Consider the following 21,229-nt stretch of genomic DNA (forward strand, 5'->3'; position numbering starts at 1 on the left):
ATCACCCAAAAAGGGTGATTTTAGCATTTTTTTTTACGGCGAATTCTTATCGCTTAGATAAAACGCTTTTCTTTTGCTGTTTTGATCGCATCGGCTTTAGAGTTTACATCGAGTTTGATGTAGATATTTTTGACGTGGCTCCTAACCGTTTCCTGATCGATAAAGAGATCGTTGGCAATTTGCGGTTTGGTTTGCCCATTGGCTATCCTGTCCAATATTTCAGTTTCTCTTTTGGTTAATGGAGAGTTAAGGTTTTTTTGAAATGAGTGCATTACAATCCGGGCCACATTGGTACTCATGGCCCCCCCACCTGTACTTACTTCTCTAACTGCATCGATAATTTTTGCTGCGCTCGAATTTTTGGTGAGGTAACCGCCGGCACCCATTGTTAAGGCTTCAAAAACCAGTTCAGGTGAATCGAATACAGTTAAAATGATGATATGTGCATGGGGCAAGGTTTTTTTTATAAAAGGCAACGCCTGCAAACCGTTTGTACCCGGCATCTGAATATCAAGCAGGATAACATTTGGCTGATCGTCTTCAAGATGTTTCTTTGCTAAATCGTACGATGAATAAGCATTAACCACTAAAAAATCATCAACATCGCTTAATAACGATTCATAACCCATCCGTAAAATATCATCATCTTCTATTAGAACAATTCGTAAATTCTGGCTCATTTTTGTGCTTGGTTTTAATTATAATAGTGTTTAGTGCTATTTTGTAACGGTAATTCTGGTAGAAATTGTGGTAGTAGTACCTTTTCCCTTAACAGAAGAAATCTGGAAAGTTGATTTTATCCGCTTACAGCGGGTTTGGATATTATTTAAGCCCCTTCCCCTTTCTACCGATTCGAGGTCGAAACCCCGCCCATCATCGGTAGTTAGAATATTAATGGTATCGTGATCGGTTTCGATCACCATGATCAATACCTGTTTTGCATTTGCATGTTTTAATACATTATTAAGCATCTCCTTAAAAATAAGGGTAAGGTTACGGTTAAATTCCATCGATAGATGTAGCTTTTCGTATTTGGCCAGTACACCCTCCATTTTAAAATCAACGCCGGTATTCTGAAATAAATCTATTCCGAAATTTTTAATATGAACCAAAATTTCGAAGAGGTTATCACTATGCGGATCAAGCGCCCAAAGGATATCTTTTGTTCCGGTATATAGCAGACCCGCATTTTCCCTGATCAAACGGATCAATTCTTTCAGCTCCTTCTCCGAACCGGCTACTTTTTTATCTAAAATCTCGGATAGAACATTAATCCGCGTTAATTTATTGCCAATATCATCATGAAAATCTTCGGCGGTCTGTTTTCTGATTTTTTCCTGTTCTTTCTGCTTCAGTTTTTCAAACCGGTGTTTTTTTTGCTCCCTGGTTTTAAAAATCAGGTAGAAAATAAGCCAGATCAAAAATATCAATACCAAAAATGCAACGATCTTAAATAATACGGTATCATAAATAGGAGGTACAATCGTAAAACTGAATTGCTCTATATTAGACTGCTGACCGTTTGCTACGGCATAAACCTGAAAAGTGTAACTGCCGGGTTTAATCGCTGAGTACTCGATCTCGGTATTGGGTACAGGCTTGCTAAAATCGTTATCTACGCCAATTAGTTTATACCGGTACAGCACACTTAACGGATTGGTAAGATAAACCCCCTTAAAGCTGATGGCAATATGGTTCTGGCTATAATCTAATTTATAAAATCCTTTCTTTTCCTGGTTTAAATCAATACATACATCCTTTGAACGGTCATTTTTGTGAAATAAATTAATGCACTGGAAATGAATGAACGGACTTTTTTTGTTTTCGGCCGGTAGAGCGGTTTGGCACCTCACCAATCCCTCGGTGGTACCTACCAAAATATTGTTTTTGTAATTTATAATGGCATTCTGGTTGCATTCTACAACCAGGGGCTGATCCCTGAAAACCTCATAACGCTGCTCTGCCCTATTATACTTTAACTTGTTTATCCCACGGCCCGTACCAGCCCATAAATTGTTGTTATTATCTATTACAAGGCCATAAATATCGTTCGAATTCAGTCCATTGGCAATCACATAGCGCTTGCTTGCTTTTGTTTGTAAATTCCAGGTGATGATGCCATCGCCAAGTGTAGCAAAAACCAGGTTACTCCCATGTTTAATAATAGTGAGCACATGAGCATCCTGAATTGATCTGATCTGAAAGGTTTTATCAATTTTTTTGTCCCGGATGAGCATAACACCCTTCGATGTGCCCAGCAGCACACTATCCTTACTCAATGGAAAAGGGAAAATACAGGATGAATAGCCTTCGAAACCGGCTATCTTTTTAGTTTTACCATCTTTTAAATAAACCGATGATTTTAATCCATTGATCCAGATCCCACCCTCACTGTCTTCGGCGATCGAACTGTTATCATAACGTTCGGGCTTTAATACCTGCCAAAATTTATTTCCATCATATTTCCAAACGCCATTTCCATAAGTCGAAATCCAGATATTCTTTGCTTTATCGGCATATACAAAATAAATCTTGTTGTTCTTAAAGGCCGGATGATTAATATTGGTTACATGGTTTCCATCGTACTTAAAAATCCCTTTGTTGTACGTACCGAACCAAAGGTTGTTATTCTTATCCGCAGCGATGCCGCTGATGGGATAGGCAACATTCTGACCTTTAAATTTATGGTACCGGATAAAGGAGTCGCCCTCGTATTTATAAATCCCATCACTAAAACAGGATATCCAGATGTTGTTTTCAGCATCGCTAAAGATTTCTTCGACCTGGTTATCGCTTAATCCATTGTCGGCATTGAAATAAACAAACGAGCCGTTTTCATGAACAAGGTAAGCCCCCTTTTCTGATCCGATCCATATATTACCCTTGCTATCCTGTGCAATGGCATAATAGGTATCAATCGCTTTATTTTTAAAAAACGGTTTTATCTTACCATCCTCAACCACATAAATGCCGTTACGGTTAGTAAGCAGGTAGAATTTATTCTTTATTTTTTTATCGAAAAGAACTTTCCTGATGGATAGGGCATTTAGTGCCGCCGGTAATTCCTGGTAAATTACCCAACGATTGTTTTTAAGTAGGTAAATCCCCCGTTCTGCGACAACAGCATACAGATTCCCATACTGATCGGCACTAATGGCATTGATGTATTTGCCGGCAATGGAATAAAAAACGGGTTTGCCTTTTTCAATTCTAAAGAGCTTATGCTCGCTTATTCCCCAAATATAACCCTGTTGATCTTTAAATAAATGGCTTACGCTCTTTCCCGAAAATAGGGTGCCTATTTTTCTCTTTTTAAGGATATTGATGCCCGATTCTGTCCCGAAATACACCTGGTTCTGATTATCCTCAACAATGCTGTTTACGGCATTTGAGCCTAATCCATCGGCTTTGCCGTAGGAAATAAATTCCTTTCCATCGAAATTGCTTACACCACCAAATGTTCCCAGCCAAAGTGTTCTATCCCTGGCTTGATAAATGGCTGTTACCTGCGATTGCGGCAAACCATCTTTTAAACTGTAATTGGTAAAGTTATAGCTTTGGGCCGATAGCTGGAAACTACAAGCCAAAATGAAAGAAACTATGAAATTTACCTTTACTATAGACAGTTTACTGCACATATAATACAAAATAAACATAATTTCTTTCAAATACCATCCCCCAAAAAGGGGGATATTTATGCGTTACCCATATAAGGATCGGTCTGTGTAATTTCTCCGGTTTCTATTTTACCTGCATAACGTTGTTTAAACAGGGTATTACCAGTTTGTACAATGCTGAAATCGTACCAGTTGGCATTTTTTGACAGATTAAATACAACCTTAGTCTCCGATTTCGGTTTTATGGTTAGGGTTTTAATCCCGGTTTTGAACTTATTATCGATAATTTGCAGGGTAATTAAAGCAGCTCCTTTATTTTTTATTGCAAATACCAGGTTTCCATTAAGTTTTTTACTTACTAAACCGCTCTCTTCAGGAAAAACTTTTACTGCAATGGGAGGATTTTTTTTGCTTCCTGCAAAATACCGGCAAAACCCATTCGGACCACTGATGGCCAAATCGTAGACTTCGTTGTCGAAATCATCAATCTTGATATTATCTTTAACAAGATCGCCCGCTTTTACCGCATAGGCCCATGATTTCCCTGAAACCCCTTTAAATTTGGCGATGGTATTCATGTTAAACGGGGCACCGATACTTTCTGTTTCGCTGCCAAACAAGGTTTTCGCCGATTGGAACGTGAGTTCGATTTCGTCGTTTACCAGGTTGGCATCAACCGTTAAATGGTAGGGCAGCGCACAGGCATGTTTGGTTCCGTTTTCCTGCTTTGGTGCATGCGCACTTGTTTCACGTGAAAAGGCTTCGAATTTATTGATTTTGGCCACCTCGGTTTTATTTAATGCAGTTGGACCTATCTGTGCAGGTTTACTTTTGGCATTGCCGATATTGGTAATCACATTATCACGCTTTAAAGGCTCCGGAGATTTAATTTCTTCCCCGTTATAAGGCCTGAATACCGAAGTTAAATCACCACAGATGTTTCTTCGCCAATCGCTGATGTTATTGCTTTTAATGACTTTGCCTGTTTTTTTGGCCAGCCATTTTTCCATAAACATCAGTGAAGAAGTATGATCAAAAACCTGAGAGTTCACAAAACCACCCTTGCTCCATGGCGAAGCAATAACCAGAGGTACACGGTAGCCTAAACCGATCGGACTCCCCTTTCTGGCTTCAAAATCGGTAGCAAAATTGATTCCGCCAGATACTTTCCCGCTGGTCGGATCATCAGGATTAGGAACTACAAATGGTGGCTGATGGTCGAAATAACCATCATTTTCATCGTAGGTTAAAATAAAAATGGTTTTTTTCCAAACTTCAGGGTTTTTGGTTAAAATATCAAGGGCTTCACTTACGTACCATGTGCCGTACAAAGGCGAACTGGTATGGTCAGAAAAACGCTGTGGCGCAACCAGCCACGAAACGGTTGGTAATTTTCCGCTATCTACATCTTTTCTAAACTGGTAAAAAATATCCCCTTTAGGAACATTTATCGTTTCAGTTTGACCCTGATCGTTTTTAAAAGTAAAAGGTTCAAGTTCCAGGTAATCTTTTTGCGAAATATTGGTGGTAAAGGCTTTATCGATCAGATTTTTTTCCCTTTGCGATAATTTATCATATTTTTCCTGAACTTCTTTGGCCGTTAAAGGAGGCTTAACGGTATTATCGCCATTTTTTCTAAAATAAGCCGATAATTTAACTTGGTGCCTGCTGATATATTCAATAGGGTTATCGCCATAATTTCCCAACCAATCGTCTATTTCGCCTTCCGGCAGTCGCGATGTCCAAAGTTCGTTCTGGTAAATGCGCCAATCAATGCCATTATCTTCAAGTGTTTCCTGGAAAGTTGGCCAATCAACAAATACATTATTCTGCGATTCGGCCTGGTCATTATTTACAACGGCCACCCTGTTGGCACTTTTTTCCCCTCGTATGGTTCCGGTGAAAAAAAACAAACGGTTAGGTGTTGTTCCGGTTAACGACGAACAAAAATGCTGATCGCAAATCGTAAAAGCATCGGCCAGGGCATAATAGAAAGGAATATCGTTACGATCATAATAAGCCAAAGTCATCGGGCTTTTAACCGGAATCCATTTATCATAACGGCCGCCATTACGTGCAGCCACCTGATCATTCCAGGAGTGTGGTAAACCACCCTGCCAGGTAATTTTTGTTTTATTGATGTCTACATGAAACGGTGCATAGGTGTAACCCTGACCGTCTTTTTGCAGCCAGACTTTGTTGCCATCAGGCTGGATATGCGGATGCGGGTCGTTAAATCCCCGTACCCCCTTCATTTTACCGAACATGTGATCAAAAGACCTGTTTTCCTGCATCAGAAAAACAATGTGTTCTGCATCATAAAATGTGCTGCCTGGCTCAGGGTTGATCGACATGGCTTTTAGCACTGAACCGGGTAAAGTATTGGCCATACCCGTGGCCCCGGCAAGCAAAGCTGCCTTTTTTAGAAATTCTCTACGTGAATCCATAATTATACAATATAGCTTAGATACCGCAAGTTATTGTTTTAAGTTGGCAGTTTGCAGTCGAGTAAGCCATTCATCCCAACAATATAACAATCAAGCAACGGAACAATTCTCAGTTGGCAGTTTGCTATTACCAATGAACAAATGGCTAATGAACTATTGAACCATCTTCCATCGTACCTATCACATCTTAAATTATTTTTGGAACACCCTTACGTAATCAACTTTCATGGTTGCAGGGAAAATCGTATCATCAACGCCTTTTTTTCCGCCCCATCCACCGCCGACGGCTACATTTAAAATCAAGTGGAAATTCTGATCGAAAGGCCAATCGCCTGATCCTTTTTTCGTATTGTTAAAAGTGAAGTATTTTTGGTCATCAACAAAGAAGTCGATACGGTCTGCAAACCACTCTATCGCATAAACATGGTATTCTGTATAAGGATTATCTATTTTTAAAGCCTTACCCACCTGGGTTTTAATGACGTGATTAAATTTTTCGGTATGTACCGTTCCATGTACACTATCAGGATCGTAACCAACATGTTCCATAATATCAATTTCACCGCTTTTGGGCCAGTTGCCATATTTAAAATCGGTAGGTAAAGCCCATATTGCAGGCCATAAGCCCCTGCCTTTAGGCAACATGGCACGTACCTCAACCCGGCCATATTTAAAATCAAATTTGTTTTTGGTTACCAGCCTGGCCGAGGTATATTGGTTAGCCTCTTTATCAGCTTTAATTGCGGTAATATTCAGGTTTCCTTTTTTTACCAATACATTTGCACTATCGGCATCTGTATAATATTGAAGCTCCTTATTCCCCCAGCCTTTACCACCTACATCGTAGCTCCAGTTTTTGGTTAAAGGGAGTCCGGCATCATTAAATTCGTCAGCCCATTTTAATTTCCATCCCTGCGCAACCGGAGTTTTTTTAATTTCTTCGAAAAGCAGTTCAGGCTCATTAGTGGTAATGTATTCTACTTGATGGGCCAGTAACCACTGCATTTCTGGCACCGTATTTACGGTCCATGCATTTACAGTCAAACCCAGTTTTTTTGCATTTTCTATCCAGTTGTCTTTTTGATAAACGCTGTAATGATAATCAGCTCCTGTTAATTTATCAGCTTTCATCTGTTCGGCACTAATGTCGCCTTTTAAGTAGGCTACTTTCGCTTTGGGCAACAGCGCTAAAATCCGTTTACAGTAATCGTAGTCAAAACTGATATACTCTGTCCACTCCACGGCCTTGAGTTTCTGAACCATTTCAATACATTTATTGGTTACCTCAATGCCGCGTTCCTTACTGATTAACGAAGGTTTTATTTCTAAAATCAGTTTAGTAGTTTTCTGTTTTTTACCTTCTAACAGGTAGGCTTCCAATGTTGGTATCTTTTCGCCATTGGTCATGGTTTTAGTCAACAGCTCGGCATAATTTACCTTCTCTATCGTTAAACCCTGAAATTCGGGATCGTGGTTGATCACCAAAACATGATCTGCCGTCATCCACACATCGAATTCAGATCCGTAACAACCCAACCTCACAGCTTCCTTTAGCGAAGCGATAGAATTCTGGGGGAAATTATTCTTCTTCCAGGCGCCACGGTGTGCAATTACCTGGTTTTTATTCCAGTTAAACTTTTGGGCAAAAGCAGAGGTAAACATGAAAACCATACAGGCCGAAATTAATGCGCGTTTCATATCTTTATTTTTGGTAAAAATTCAAAAGTAGATTTTTTAGCCGAAAACAAATTAAAGTTAATGTAACCATTATATAAACAAAAGCAAAAAGCTTATCCATCCGGATAAGCCTTTCGCTCATTAACTACATTAACTATTAAATATTCCACCACTTCTACATGATGTAATTTCTTGTTTATTTTGAAGATGAAGCCTCAGCAGTTTCTGGTTTCATTTGATAACTGGCTGTATAAGCTGTTGCCATTTTTACAAATTTGCTATAGCCGGCTTCGTCTTTGGCCAGCCGATGTACAGCTGCAGCTGTTTTCATGTATTCAAGCCCGCTGTTTTCGGTAACAATAGTACTGGCCCATTCGCAGAAGAGCCTGGTTACCTCAGGGTTGAAGCCTTTTTTAGCTGCCAACGTACTGTAAAGTGCATTGAAATGATACTGATATAAAACCGGGTTTTTGATCGAAAACTTCAGGAAACCTACCGTATCTTTTTTCATCCCCAGATAATACCGGCTGCCCAGGGTTTGAAGGCATATTTTCCAGGTTTTATCTGAAAATTTTTTCTTCTGGCTGGCCAAAAAATCATTAAAAGCTTCCTGATCTGAATTTGTTTTCAGCGCTTTAACCAGTTTCTGGCTCAATCCGTAGTCTACGACCGGTTGTAAAACCTCTTCGCCATAAAGCGCGGCAAATACATTATAATCGGCAAAAATGGTTTCAATCGCTTTTTCATCTGCTGATCTGGTAACCAGGTAAGGCAATAAGGCATTTTCGGCTTTAAAGTTTTTTAAAGTATCGGTATAGGCAGCGATGGTTTCGCCGGTTACTCCTTTACGCGTTTTGCAGAATTCTACGTAAAATGCCGGATATTTTGCTTCGTTATAGCTGGTAGAAAATCCCGACAAAAATTTATGCTGTTCAGCCTTTTGGCGGGCATCAGTAAACAGCGCAATCAGGTTACCCGGATCTTTATAGCCTGATGAGGAATTGATGAGTTTTCCGTCGCCATTCAAGACCAAAAAGGTAGGAAAACCATTTAAAATATGTTGCACCTTTAAAGTATCGCCCAATTTATCTTTAAAAATATCAACTTTAAGCATCAGAAAGTTTTTATCCATTTCTGCCTTAATCAGCGCATTTGGAAAAACATTTTCGTCCATTTGGGCGCAAGGAATACAGCCGGTGAAGTAACAATCGACAAAGATGAGTTTATCTTCTTTTTTAGCCTGCTTCAATATGCTGTTTAAGGATTGATTTTGCGCCAGGCAGCCTATAGCAGTTAACAACAGGCAAAGGGTATGAAATACTTTTTTCATAAATCTATTTTTTGGTTACTGAAATATGTTGTTTCGCTCCGTCGGCGGTGTAAGTAATTTTGAAGATTTTACCCGCCGGTGCGCTTAAAACGGAAAGCATTTTTTTGCTGTCTTTAAGCAAGGTTGCTGCTACAACACCATCAATACTTTCGATAATTTGTCCGGCTTGCAGGATTTCGCTTTCTACCGGACCTACAATACTGAGCAGCTTTAATTTGCCATCGGGATCGAAACCCAAAAGGTAAGCCCCCAAAACAAAATCATGAGGAAAATTAAAGGTGTGGTTGGGTACAAAATGAATTTCCTTCTGCTGCATGTTAATGGTGAAGTTGTAACGGCCAATGGTTCTGATACCAATAGATCCATCAAAACCAGGATTCCAGTTTTCGCTTTGTCCACCTCCCGCCATCAGGGTAACCGGAAAATCGGTCAACCTGGGCATACTTGCAAAAGAAAACGATGCCGCCCGGCCACTATAGGTCGGTGTGCTCATGCCCATGCTGGTGGTGGTACCATTGTATTCTGGTTTAAAACCGCTTACCAGTAGTTTATATTTTTTTACAAAGGGCCTGAAGCAAATGAGGTTGTAAGATGCGCCGGTATCGAAAACAAATTCGCCGGTATTGGCCTGTCCGGGTACTACGGTAACCTCGCCCGGAATAATAAACAAACCTGCAGGTACGGTTACCGGCACAGATATGCCCTCATCCTGGTAAGTATAATCGCCAAAAGTGTAGAGCGAAAGCTCCTTTTTATCGAAATCTACTTTAGTGATATAGTTTTTAGCGATGCTATTGCCAATAATGCCGTCGCTTCCCTTATGCATTTCAGGAAAAATAGCAAAACTCTGGTTTTTGAGTTCAAAGGTGCCGATCCTGATGGTATTTCCTTCTGAAACAGCAATATTCATATTGCCCCCTACTACCGAGGTATTTTGCTGGCGACTGGCTTTAATGCCTACCGAGTCGGCCAGGGCTTTGGTAATGGCCATACCATCAGCACCTGTATCGAAAAGTAGCTTTAAAGGCCTTTCGCTGGTATTAACTTTTACGGTTAAAATAATCGAGCCATTCTCGACCTCGAAAGGAACTTTGGTCACCAGTACCGACTTTTTATAGCGGTTCATGCCGTAAAGCTGGTCGAAAATATCAGCATAAAGCAGCTTATAGCTTGTATCAGTATAAATGCTGCTTTCTTTACCCGCTTTTCCTTTGCTAAAAGGCACGATGGTTAAGCGCATCATTCCGGCTGCTTTAGTTTCATTTTTGAGTTGAATCGAATCGCAAGGATACCGTTCCAATATTGTTTTTAACAGCCTGTCGGCCGAGGGCCTCGTATAAGCCGCAATTGAAAAACTGCTGCTTAATTTGGCTGCGACCGGATCAACTGCCTTTTGGGCAAACATCAGGTTCATGCTTTCAATGAGTGTATTAGCCTGCTGTGCCCGAAGCTGGACCGACCAAACCAAAAACCCAAGAAATAATATTGTTTTTATTTTCATTTTATCTGAATAGGTAGATTAAAACCCATAAATTTTTTCGAGGGCACGATCAATATCATCCGTTGCACTCGAAGTAATACGGAGTAATATTTTGCCTTCGTTACTCACCAGTATTTTGGTCGGAAAAGCTATGATATTGTAATCCTTTACCAGGTTTTGCTTTTCGACGCCCTCGTTATTGAGGATGTTGATGTAGGTTAGCCCATCTTCTTCTATGGCCTTTAGCCAGGCCGTGCGCGCTTCTTCCAATATCTTTTTCTGTTCTTGCGCAATGGCAATAATTTCGAAACCTTTGGTTTTGTATTTGGTGTATAAAGCCTTTAAATGAGGGTTGCTGGCACGGCATGGCCCACACCAGCTGCCCCAAAAATCGAGCAACACGGTTTTCCCTTTAAAATCAGCCAGGTTAATCAGCCTGCCATCCTTGTCATTTTTTTGAAAACCAATTGCATCCGAACCATCAGGTGTAGCGCTTACCTTTTTGATGTAAGCTTTAATTTTTCCGGTAATGGGATGATTTTTATACCGGGGTGATAGACTGTTCCATGTGGAAATAAAATCGCCTGCCGTATAGAGGTTTTCCATTCGCGTTAATAAAAACACTGAGGCAAAAGCATTGGGGTGTGTTTTAACGAAATCTCTTTTTACATTAACGAGTTTTCTGTTGATGGCTGTAGCCTCAGCCATTAAAACTTCTTTATTTGCAGAACTGGTTGTTTTTCCTTCACTAAAAAGCTCTTGCATAATCTCATAATTACGCATTTCGCCCTTTTTTACCAGTTGCTTATATACCGCTAATGCATTATTTTCTTCATCGCCATTTACATCGGCAAACTGAAGCAATAGCGCATCGCCCTTTATGCTAATATCCTGATCAAAAACGAACAGATCCAGTTTGGGTGCAGGATTAGAATTCGTGCCACTTGTTCTTGATATCGAGACGTCGAAACGGGCAATGGCCGGATTTTGCAAACGCGGCACTTTTAATGCAAAAGCATCATTATTGGCATTGGCTTTATAGCTCCTTGATAAACCGGCATCATTTGCAAAAGAAATCCAAACCGACTTATTGCCCAGCCCTTTTAAGCGGCCAGAAATCTGGATGCTATCGTTCTGGGAGTAAGCTTTAGGTAAAAAAAAATGCAAAAACGCAGCTATAAACAATGTTTTCATTGTTTTCATATCAGATGTTTTAAGGTAAAAATGACTCCGGCTATTGGTTTATAACCGGAGTATAGGGATGGCTAGTTAGCGAGTGTTTTTTGTAATAATGCTTTTAATTCAGGATTAGATGGCCGTGGTGAATCAACGGTCACAATCTTGCCTTGTTTATCGAAAACCAGGAAACGTGGTATAGTGTTAACCTTATAATATTTCGAAAATTCGTTCTCAGGCCCTCCGGCAAAAAGTTGTAAACCACCTAAATTTTCATCTTTGATCATTTTTTGCCATTTTTCCTTATCCTTAACCGCATCAGTTGATAGGCTGATAATTTGAACATCGGTACCCTTCATTTCTTCTTCCAGTTTTTTCAGATAAGGAATTTCAGCTCTGCAAGGCCCACACCAGGTAGCCCAAACATCTACCAATACTACTTTTCCTTTCATGCTCGCCATCGTAACCTGTTTACCATTCTTATCTTCATAGGCAAAATTAAAAGCATCGGTACCAGGCTTGTAGGTCAATAAAGGATTCATAATGGCAGCACTTCTATCTGCCTGTCTTTTGGTAAGAATATATTTCTCCCTGCCTTTTATTAATGCCTCGTACTCGGTAATCGTTTTATAACCTGCGGCATTATCTAAAATCAAATCACCTTTTAAGGTATCGTTGGGTACAAAAGATGCCATTAGATCTACCCCCTCAGGGCCGCGTTTATAGGCTTTACCATCCTGGCGCATATTTAGGCTAATGAGGCCCGTTAAAGTTCTAAAGCCATAGGGATAGCGGTAAACATTTTCTGTTGTTTTTGCAAAATCGGTGGTTTTAAGCGTGCTGTAAAAATTGCTGTATTCTTCAACAGAAGGATGTGCGCTCCTTGGGGTATTTAAGAAGTTGGTTGCATAGCAGGCCAGATCCCAGGACATAATAGATTTAATTTCCTTATCGAAATTTACATTTCCGGTGGCTTTACCATTTAAGAAAGTTTTACTTTTGGCCACAATTTCCTCCTGCTGAGGGAAATAATCAACAAAGGTACTTTGCACTTTCATAAAGTTAATGGCCTTTTGCTCCAGCGGATTTGTTAAATCGTGCCATTGGCTTAGCACCGTATTTTCTTTCGAATTCTTTTTACCTGTTAGTACGTAACTCGAATCTAAAAGGTTTAGGGATAGCTCTTCCCCTCCTTTAAAATAGAATTTATAATTATCGTTCGGGCTACCTTCATTGCCTGTACCGATTACGTACAAACCTTCATACTCAGGATAAAAAAGGAAACCAAACTGGCCTTTTTCGGCAGGTGTAGAGTTGGCAATTTCTACTGCCTTGCCATCTTTAACTTTAAAGAGTTTAACGGCAGAAAGGCGTTTTTTCTTTAACAATCCTTTTACTTCTACAGGCAATTGCGCCATAACAGTTAGTGAGGCGAGGCATAAAAGGCCGGCACTTAATACTTTTTTCATTTTCATTGGTTTTATTTGGATGATTTTTAATTAACGTTCCCTGTAGGTTATGCTTTTTACCTTTCCGAAACCGGTGTAGGATTTGGCCAAAACAAGGTCGCCATTAAGCCCTGGAACTGTGTAGATACCCAGGCTGCCTTCAGTTCCATCGCTGATTGATGGATCGTAGCTACCAACCATTAGCTTCATGCGATCGGGATATTTAGTATTACTTTTAAATTCGTAAAAATTGAGGTAAGATATTTTTTTACTGCCAAAATCTAACATCAATTTTGACGTTTTGTATACCATATCATATTCATAAATTTTGCTGCCCACTGCGTAAAACAAATAACCGAATTCTGGATTTACAGCATAAAACTCAGCATTAACAAAATCTGTCCCTAAAATCTCAGCATAGTAAGTTTGAACATTGTCACTGGTATTGAAGCGGGCCAAATATCTTTTGGTAGAATTTGGATCTTTTAGTACTGCAAAAATACCCCCACTGGCATAGCTCGACCATTTCATGAATAACAAATCCATTTTGGTACTAAAACTGAATAATTTGTTGGCGTCAGGCGGATCAGGCAAGGTAGTACACGTAGAAGCGCTACCTGTATGTTTTACAAATCTGCGATTGGTTTTATCATAGAATATTGCCTGTGTGATACTTGAAGGGTCACCGCCGACAAACGGCGCGACTTCGAAACCCTTTTGCTCGGATGTGATGTAATTGATTGGTACGGAATAATATATATTCTGTACTCTTTCATAATAATAGGCATTGCCTTTTCCTATCATATAGGACGTACCGCTTCCGCGCTGCTGTATCACATCTGCGTAAAAGCCGGCTGGAATGTCGCCAAACATTTCATAGTTTAGTGTCATTGTTTTTGTCCACTTAAATGTATTTGGGTCTATTTTGGTCGTACCTTGATCGGTTCCTAAATATAATCCATAGCTGATCGCATCAGGACCTATGAGTAGGCCAGTGTTGTAGGTGTAGGCCATTACTGGCTTGCCAGTAAGGGTAAGTCCAGAATTGGTTGTGGCCAATAAATCGTTGATTACGTCGAAGGTCCCGGCAGTATTCAGGGATAACATATCAACCCTTGCCCGGCCATTTACTTCGTTCATCATAATCCAGCCTTCATTAATTTCGTTGCTTATTTTTAATGTAAATGGCTTGGTATATTTAATACCTGTGTCCTTATTTGTTACCGAAAAATATGCACTATAGGTGCCCGCAACTATACTGACTTGCATATTTAGGTTTTTGGTTGTGGCTAATTGGAATAGTTTCGAACCTCCCAAGCCATTGGGACCAATGTAAGTCCACTCATAAGTATATTTTGTTTCGTCAAAATTGGCATCTTGCGTAAAAGAAACTGTTGGATTGAAGACTAACTGTTTACCATAAATTGCGGTTATTTCTTTTGGAATGTCAGTTTGTTTCAATTCGTTAATTTCCGTATAGTCGTAATTTCCAATATCTTTTTTACAAGAGTTGAGCATTAGCAGCGCCAACAGCACCATAAGAATGCGATGATATATTTTCATTTTTCTAATCCTTAGTGTTAATTATTGAACCGATGTTCCCATGATCATTTCGGAACCGTTATCTTCTAGAATGACATTACCTGCCACTTTTTGCTCATTCAGATAACGTTGCATAAATTTTCCGTAGGCAGCAAGTTCTGCAATAGAGACAGACGAGTCTAAGTATGAAGGATCAACTCCCAATACGCTTACCATCAAAAAAAGCTTTTTTCGAGAAAACGTTCCTAAGTAACCATCTACCCATCTCGCAGGTTTCTTAATGATGTCGTTAATAAGCCATCTATAATTCACAAAAGACAGCTTCTGTCCGGTAGTCGTATTTATCACTTTATTATTCATATTTGTTGCAAAGTTTTCATTACTCTGCAGGTCAAAGCTCAACAGGAAAGTGGTGGTTTGCATTTCCACTTTTCTGAAAAACTTAATTTTTACCGTATCTAAGGTTTTGTTTTTCTTAATAGAAAAGTTCTTGCTTAAAATCTGATAGTGTACACCTTCTATAGCAGTTGATGATGGATTGACGATTAATTTATAGGGTCTATCCTGATCCGATTTTGGACCAGTTGCGGTAATGACCATATTAATGATCGAGTCCTGAGATTTAGCCAGACTAAAAGAAACGATAGTCGAATCTTTAATAGGCTCTCCTGAATAAGCTGGTAATCTTGCCGCATCATTAAAATAGATACTTGGTTCGCCCTCATATTTATGAAGTTCCTTTTCACAAGAAAAAAGTACTATGGCCAAAAGAACTGGAAACAGTGTTTTTAGAAAATTCTTTTTCATCACATTAAAATTTAAGGTTAACGATATTGCGATTCTGATAATGGCATTGGTACCGCGTAATTAACCGTAATACTTGACGTACCTGAACCGTTGCCTATAGATGTTATATTTCGGCGTTTGTAGTAGTAGAATAACTGCCCCTCGCCAAAAAACTCTTTTTGATACTCTTTCTGAAGCTCCGTGTTCACTACTGCTGTAGTAGCGAGTGGCAGCAGACCCCTATTTGCCCTAACTATATTAATAAGGGCAATACCATCAGCACTTAATGGTTCTGACTCGGCTGCTATATAATACATTTCGCTAATCTTAAGTAAAGGGATGGTGAAACGGAACAGTTTGGTTTTATCAACAATGTCTGCATACTTGTAAAAGGTACGATACGATTTAACTCCAGTTGAAGGGATTTGCCAGTTTAGGTTAAATCTGTAATCGTTTTCATTGGTTTCGAACACCGTATTTAATCTCGCAGGCAGAGGAGCCAAAATAGTTCCATCGGTAACAGAAGGATCAAAAAGTGCTGTATATCTTGAATATAGTTGGGTATTGCTGACACCCAATAACATCTCTGTTGAGAAAACACGGTCAGGGTTTTGTTTTTCGCTCAGCGCATTGGTTGAGGTTGTCCATGGAAATTTGTTTGCAACAGCAATAACCTCCTTGGCATTTTTCAGTGCAGAAACCTTGTCTCCCCGGTACAAGTACACACGCGCCAAAAGACCTTTAACTGCGTAATAATTAAATCTAAAATTCCTATTACTCTTGAAGAAATCAACAGTTTCATTCACACGAGGCGTACTTACACCTGTTGTAATAACGGGGTCGTTTTGTAAAAGATTAGCCGCTGTATTGAGATCGTTAATGATGTTAACAATAAATTCGTTGGCTGGTAGCAATGGGTTAATACTCGATTTGGTTGCAGCGTAGTAGGGCAAACTTTGTTTGGTAGAATCTGCTGTTGAATACCTCGGTCCGTATAACCTCAACAGATCGAAATGCAGGAATGCACGCATTGCGATGGCTTCTCCCTTGAAAACGGACTCGGTCTGTTCGTCGACGGTGCCTTTGTATTTTTCTATATTTTCTAAAAAACTGTTAACGTTAAGAATGGTCCCATATGCATTTGTCCAGATGGTTTCCAGGCGTGTGGAAGCAGGAGCATCCGTATAAGCATAAGTTGCAATCTTGTACAGATCGTGGGTGGAAGGGATATTATAACGCTGTGCCAGTACTTCAACCGTTGATAGGGTGAGGTTATCGCCATACAATTGATTAGTGGCTAGGCTCAGGTATAATCCGTTCAATGCCGTTTGGACACCTATTTTTGTACTGAAGATCTGTGTTTCGATAACCTTATCTTCAGGTGTTACGTTTAAGAATTTTTTGCACGATCCTAACGTCAATATGGCTAACGCTGTCGTGATTAGTAGGGTAAAATAAGTTCTTTTCATGTTCAAACATTTAAAATGAAGCCCTTAAAGAAAATGCGAAGGTTCTTGCATAAGGGTAGTCTATACCGCGCTCTCTTCTGACAGTGGATAAATAAAGAAAATCATTACCGAACAAAGTCGCGTTCAGTGTACGCATTCCAACAGCCCTCAACCACTGTTTACCATCAAATGTGTAACCAACACTTAGCGTTTCGCTACTCAGCGTATTCTCTTTCTGAACAAAACGTGATGATATTGGCGTAGTGCTGGTCAATGAAATTCCTTTAAATTGTGAAACATCGCCCGGATTTTTCCATCTGTCGTAAAGTGCCCGACGATCTTGGTTGTTTGCTATGCTTGTTGATGAAATGTTCTCAACCTTATTGTACAAGGCATTGTTAAAAATATCGCCGCCCACTCTATATCTTAACCCCAAACCAAAGTTGAAACCTTTATATCTCAAGTTAGTCGAAATTACTCCCTCGGCAACAGGTACAGTGTTACCCACATTTACAATATTTCCCGTATTGTAATCGAAAGTATACTGGCCGTCTTTTGTTAAGAAAACCTCTCTTCCTGTTGCTGGATCAATTCCCATCGACTTAATTGCCCAAATTGCTTCTGCACTATTGCCATCGATGTACCTCAATAAGGTCTTGCTATTTTCCTGTTGCTTATTAAGGGTATTTAAGGTATTGCCAAAGCCGCCATACTTACTCCTGTAGGTAGACCCTGTTAAGCTAACACTCCACACGATTCCTTTAGCCAAATCATAAACAGGAGAGTATGATATTCTTGTTTCTATACCATTATAGGTTAAGCTTCCTATATTATAGGGAAATGCAAATACACCTGTTGATGAAGGTAGATCTACTGGTACAATCAAAGGATTGGTTCGTTTGTTATAAGCATTGATATAACCGCTCAATCTGTTCTTTAAAAGAACAAATTCAATCGATGTGCTGATCTGTCTGGTCTTTTGAGGTTCTAAGTTGGGATTTCCCAATGTGAGTAAACTTAAACCTTGTCCGAATGAGTTATATTGCGTGTTACTATTGTAGTTATAAATAGAAACCGAACTTAGATTTCCGAAATTTTGGTTTCCAGTGATACCGATATTTGCGGTCAACCTTAATGAATTGAGCCAGGAAGCTTGTTTTGCAAAATCTTCGTTGTGGATATTCCAACCCAGACCAAATGAGTAGTATGGAGAATATTGCTTATTGCTACCATAGGCTGTAGATCCATCTAAGCGGAAAACGAAATCGGCCAAGTATTTGTTTGCGTAAGAATAATTTAGGGCAACCGCACTGCTCAACGAGCGATAGATACCGCTGGTGGCGCTTGGTGCACCATCAAGTGCATAGGCATACGCGAAACGCGGGTTGCCCAAACTTCCGGCTGGAAAACCTTCTGCTTTAGATGAATATGAACTGTTTTTGTTTTGTTGTACGGTACTTCTCCAGTTTGCCGTGATCGAATTTTTCTGACCAAACATTTTATTGTAGCTCAGTGTCAAATTGGCTTGGTAAGAAAAGTTTTCAGCACGATTATCGGAATATGTTCCTTTTCTCAACGTTGGAGTATTAATGAAATCACTCATTTCTGGCGACTTGTATACTTTGGTCGTTGTTGTTCCCTTTGTAATTTGAAGGGCCCCATTAATCCTAAATGCGCTACTGATATCGTAGATTGCATTCAAGTTATTTTGAAATTCGCTATTTTTAGTTTGATCGTACTGCGGCTGTAAGGCATCGTAAATTGGATTGATGACGTTAAAACCAGAACCCGATGTCGTTCGGGGTCTTTCCAGATAAAGGCTTTCACTGTCTTTCCTAAAATATGGATTGGCATTGACGAAGTTTGAAAATGATCCGTACTGCGAATTCTGAGAAGAATAGCCCCTGATATAGGTAATATTATTGACGTTAATTTTCTGTTTTCGATAGTTCAGGTTGATACTGCCGCTATATGTATCTCTTCCAGAGCCGATCATTGCGCCTTGACCTGTTCTGTAATTCATCCCCACATTGTAGATAAATGCATTATCTCCACCGGATGCATTGATAGAATTATTAGTTGAATAGCCTGTTTGCAAGGGTACATTTAGCCAATACGTATTTATTCCTTTACGAACGTTGCCCAGGTGCGCATTATACAATGAATCCAAATACACGTTTTGAACAGGATTTGCTTCTGAGGTAACATATCGCCCAGAAAGTCTCTCAAATTCTAATTTTTCCGTTGCGTTCATCATATTGTATGCGCTTAGATCAGCCATTTCAAGTCTGAAATCTTGCGTGTAGCTAAAGCGCAGTTCTCCTGGTTTTGGTTTAATGGTTTCAATAACCACAACACCATTGGAAGCCTGCGAACCATAGAGCGCAGTTGATGCGGCATCTTTCAGAATGGTAACAGATGCTACCCTGTTCATATCCAAGTCGACGATTGTCTGTAAGGTTGTAGGAAATCCGTCTAACACAAATAAAGGCTGATTGGGATCTGAGCCAAATTGGTCTTTTAATGTACTACTGGGAATACTACTTTTCCCTCTCACCTCTATTACAGGAAGTACGTTTGGATTGGATCCGGCAAGGTTATTTTCAATTTGGAGAAAAGACGGATCTAATGTCCTTAAACTTTGAATGATGTTATTGTTCCCGATTGTCTTAAGCTCTTCGCCAGAGAAAACAGCAGTTGTACCAGTAAAGCTATCTTTCCTCCTGTTAATGCCGGTTCCGGTTACAACAACCTCTTTGTCCAGGCTGGTAGAACTTTCTTTCAAAACCACTGATAATGAAAAAGTTCCCCCATCTTTTACAATCCCTGTTACGATGTTGGATTCATAGCCAATAAAGTTGATGGTAAATCTATATGGCCCTGCTGCTAATCTTACAAAGGTAAATACCCCGTTTTTATCTGATGAGGTAGTCGTTCTTACCCCTGTTTGCACGTTTTGCGCAATAATGGTGGCTCCTACAATAGTTTCTTTGGCATCTTTCACAACTCCCTTAACTGCAGGCGTTTGCGCATAAGCCTTTACCCCGAGGTAAAGACAAAGCAGTAGCAGTAAGGTGCGTTTTGGAACGCTCCTTTTAGTAAAAATTTTAATCATGAAGTTAGTTTGGTTTAGTTGTACTCTGGTTTTATTTAATCTTCTTTATCGTATATCCCACATCAGTTTTATCTACAGTCAGGTTATTTAATGAACCAATCATTTTTAAGAAACCATCAATGTCATCGCGTCCGAATTCATATTGCCCTGTAAATTCCATTTTAATAAGCTCACTGGGAGTAAAATTTATTTTTATGTTAAGTTTAGTTTCAAGAGCATTAAAAACCCCTGACAGCGGTTCATTGTCAAAAACAATCGCTGCCTCGGTTACAATTGCTTTCCCTGGATCCAATGTCTCCAGTTGTTTAGGCGCTTCAACATTAAACGGCTTAACACTAGCCGCATAAGTCTGCATATTTACCGTAAATACCTTTCCCGGCAATAAATAAACCGTTTCTACCCCCGCCGATAGGAGCTTGCTTAGAGGTTTAACCATTACCTTTCCTTCTATTAACCGCACTTTAGTATACAAACCTTTTTTAAAGGCAGTAATTTTAAAAACAGTACCCAAGGCGGTGGTTGCCAGGTTATTGGCAAAAACAGTAAAAGGTTTGGTTTTATCTTTATGCACCCTGAATAAAGCCTGTCCGGTTAAATTAACATCCCTTTTTCCCTGATCAAAAGGGAAATAACTCACTTCACTTTTCGGATACAGTTCAACAATGGTCCCATCGGGTAAAGTATAGTTTTTTTTCACTGCTGACGTATTGGTAATAAACGTTTCAACCCTGGTAACTGGCTTCGAGCGATTAGAAGCAACGTAGCTTGGCTTTGCTACCCGGTTATTCGTCAATTTGTAGGCTACCAATCCTACTGTCGCAATTAATACAATTGATGCCGCGTAAGCCAGGTATCTGAAACGGATACGCCTGGTTTCCCGCTTATCGTGAATATGATCGAGCACCTTGACATAGATCCGGTCCGAAATTTTTTCATCAACCTTTTCAACAGGTTCAAAATGTTCCCATTCCTCGCTGTTTAAGTAAACTTCGCGGTTGTTTTCATCAGCCAGATACTTACTCACCAGGCGGGCTTCCGCGGCAGTACATTGGCCAGAAAAAAACTTCTCCACAAGCTTTTGGTTGATTTGCATAACTACATTACGTTTTTGAAAGTGCTTTACCCCTAGTGAAGTAAAAATATTTTAGATAATTTCTAAAAAT

The 21,229-nt window shown here is 39.7% G+C and carries 13 protein-coding genes; all 13 read right to left on the bottom strand.

The window, feature by feature from the left end; translation table 11 throughout:
* Nucleotides 1-53 precede the first annotated feature (53 nt).
* The 13 genes from GGQ60_RS16905 to GGQ60_RS16965 all read right to left on the bottom strand — a co-directional run bounded on the left by GGQ60_RS16905 (nt 54) and on the right by GGQ60_RS16965 (nt 21,159).
* Nucleotides 54-680: a response regulator transcription factor gene (locus tag GGQ60_RS16905; RefSeq protein WP_183766557.1), complete on the bottom strand. Its 627-nt coding sequence runs from the start codon at nt 678-680 to the stop codon at nt 54-56.
* Nucleotides 681-716: 36 nt separating this feature from the next.
* Nucleotides 717-3,638, bottom strand: a complete 2,922-nt coding sequence (locus GGQ60_RS16910; RefSeq protein ID WP_183766559.1) for a ligand-binding sensor domain-containing protein — start codon at nt 3,636-3,638, stop codon at nt 717-719.
* 56 nt (nt 3,639-3,694) lie between these two features.
* Nucleotides 3,695-6,064 carry a phosphocholine-specific phospholipase C gene (locus tag GGQ60_RS16915; protein WP_183766561.1) on the bottom strand — a complete coding sequence of 790 codons (2,370 nt, stop codon included), beginning with the start codon at nt 6,062-6,064 and terminating at the stop codon, nt 3,695-3,697.
* Nucleotides 6,065-6,256: 192 nt separating this feature from the next.
* Nucleotides 6,257-7,762, bottom strand: a complete 1,506-nt coding sequence (locus GGQ60_RS16920; protein ID WP_183766563.1) for a family 16 glycosylhydrolase — start codon at nt 7,760-7,762, stop codon at nt 6,257-6,259.
* A 175-nt stretch (nt 7,763-7,937) separates the two neighbouring features.
* Nucleotides 7,938-9,071, bottom strand: a complete 1,134-nt coding sequence (locus GGQ60_RS16925; protein ID WP_183766564.1) for a thioredoxin family protein — start codon at nt 9,069-9,071, stop codon at nt 7,938-7,940.
* A gap of 4 nt (nt 9,072-9,075) precedes the next feature.
* The gene (locus GGQ60_RS16930; protein WP_183766565.1) at nt 9,076-10,572 is read right to left on the bottom strand and encodes a retropepsin-like aspartic protease; all 1,497 of its coding nucleotides are present in this window, start codon (nt 10,570-10,572) and stop codon (nt 9,076-9,078) included.
* Between the two features lie 18 nt (nt 10,573-10,590).
* The gene (locus GGQ60_RS16935) at nt 10,591-11,754 is read right to left on the bottom strand and encodes a TlpA family protein disulfide reductase (protein ID WP_183766566.1); all 1,164 of its coding nucleotides are present in this window, start codon (nt 11,752-11,754) and stop codon (nt 10,591-10,593) included.
* Nucleotides 11,755-11,816: 62 nt separating this feature from the next.
* Nucleotides 11,817-13,196 carry a TlpA family protein disulfide reductase gene (locus GGQ60_RS16940; RefSeq protein WP_183766567.1) on the bottom strand — a complete coding sequence of 460 codons (1,380 nt, stop codon included), beginning with the start codon at nt 13,194-13,196 and terminating at the stop codon, nt 11,817-11,819.
* A 30-nt stretch (nt 13,197-13,226) separates the two neighbouring features.
* Nucleotides 13,227-14,738: a PKD-like family lipoprotein gene (locus GGQ60_RS16945; protein WP_183766568.1), complete on the bottom strand. Its 1,512-nt coding sequence runs from the start codon at nt 14,736-14,738 to the stop codon at nt 13,227-13,229.
* Nucleotides 14,739-14,759: 21 nt separating this feature from the next.
* Nucleotides 14,760-15,524, bottom strand: a complete 765-nt coding sequence (locus GGQ60_RS16950; RefSeq protein ID WP_183766570.1) for a DUF4843 domain-containing protein — start codon at nt 15,522-15,524, stop codon at nt 14,760-14,762.
* Between the two features lie 17 nt (nt 15,525-15,541).
* A complete protein-coding gene (locus GGQ60_RS16955) occupies nt 15,542-16,972 on the bottom strand; it encodes a RagB/SusD family nutrient uptake outer membrane protein (RefSeq protein ID WP_183766572.1) in 1,431 nt (476 codons plus the stop codon).
* 10 nt (nt 16,973-16,982) lie between these two features.
* Complete coding sequence (locus GGQ60_RS16960) at nt 16,983-20,066, bottom strand: SusC/RagA family TonB-linked outer membrane protein (protein ID WP_183766574.1); 3,084 nt, start codon at nt 20,064-20,066, stop codon at nt 16,983-16,985.
* 31 nt (nt 20,067-20,097) lie between these two features.
* Entirely contained in the window at nt 20,098-21,159 is a 1,062-nt protein-coding gene (locus tag GGQ60_RS16965; RefSeq protein ID WP_183766576.1) for a FecR family protein, read from the bottom strand.
* Between the last annotated feature and the right edge of the window lie 70 nt (nt 21,160-21,229).

Origin of the sequence: Pedobacter zeae (genome assembly GCF_014196715.1) — a bacterium.
Taxonomy (GTDB): domain Bacteria; phylum Bacteroidota; class Bacteroidia; order Sphingobacteriales; family Sphingobacteriaceae; genus Pedobacter; species Pedobacter zeae.

Excerpts from the sequence above, each read along its gene's own strand:
- GGQ60_RS16935 (WP_183766566.1), bottom strand. The coding sequence starts at position 11,754 with ATGAAAACAATGAAAACATTGTTTATAGCTGCGTTTTTGCATTTTTTT.
- GGQ60_RS16940 (WP_183766567.1), bottom strand. The coding sequence starts at position 13,196 with ATGAAAAAAGTATTAAGTGCCGGCCTTTTATGCCTCGCCTCACTAACT.
- GGQ60_RS16960 (WP_183766574.1), bottom strand. The coding sequence starts at position 20,066 with ATGATTAAAATTTTTACTAAAAGGAGCGTTCCAAAACGCACCTTACTG.
- GGQ60_RS16920 (WP_183766563.1), bottom strand. The coding sequence starts at position 7,762 with ATGAAACGCGCATTAATTTCGGCCTGTATGGTTTTCATGTTTACCTCT.
- GGQ60_RS16945 (WP_183766568.1), bottom strand. The coding sequence starts at position 14,738 with ATGAAAATATATCATCGCATTCTTATGGTGCTGTTGGCGCTGCTAATG.
- GGQ60_RS16965 (WP_183766576.1), bottom strand. The coding sequence starts at position 21,159 with ATGCAAATCAACCAAAAGCTTGTGGAGAAGTTTTTTTCTGGCCAATGT.
- GGQ60_RS16905 (WP_183766557.1), bottom strand. The coding sequence starts at position 680 with ATGAGCCAGAATTTACGAATTGTTCTAATAGAAGATGATGATATTTTA.
- GGQ60_RS16930 (WP_183766565.1), bottom strand. The coding sequence starts at position 10,572 with ATGAAAATAAAAACAATATTATTTCTTGGGTTTTTGGTTTGGTCGGTC.
- GGQ60_RS16910 (WP_183766559.1), bottom strand. The coding sequence starts at position 3,638 with ATGTGCAGTAAACTGTCTATAGTAAAGGTAAATTTCATAGTTTCTTTC.
- GGQ60_RS16950 (WP_183766570.1), bottom strand. The coding sequence starts at position 15,524 with ATGAAAAAGAATTTTCTAAAAACACTGTTTCCAGTTCTTTTGGCCATA.
- GGQ60_RS16955 (WP_183766572.1), bottom strand. The coding sequence starts at position 16,972 with ATGAAAAGAACTTATTTTACCCTACTAATCACGACAGCGTTAGCCATA.
- GGQ60_RS16915 (WP_183766561.1), bottom strand. The coding sequence starts at position 6,064 with ATGGATTCACGTAGAGAATTTCTAAAAAAGGCAGCTTTGCTTGCCGGG.
- GGQ60_RS16925 (WP_183766564.1), bottom strand. The coding sequence starts at position 9,071 with ATGAAAAAAGTATTTCATACCCTTTGCCTGTTGTTAACTGCTATAGGC.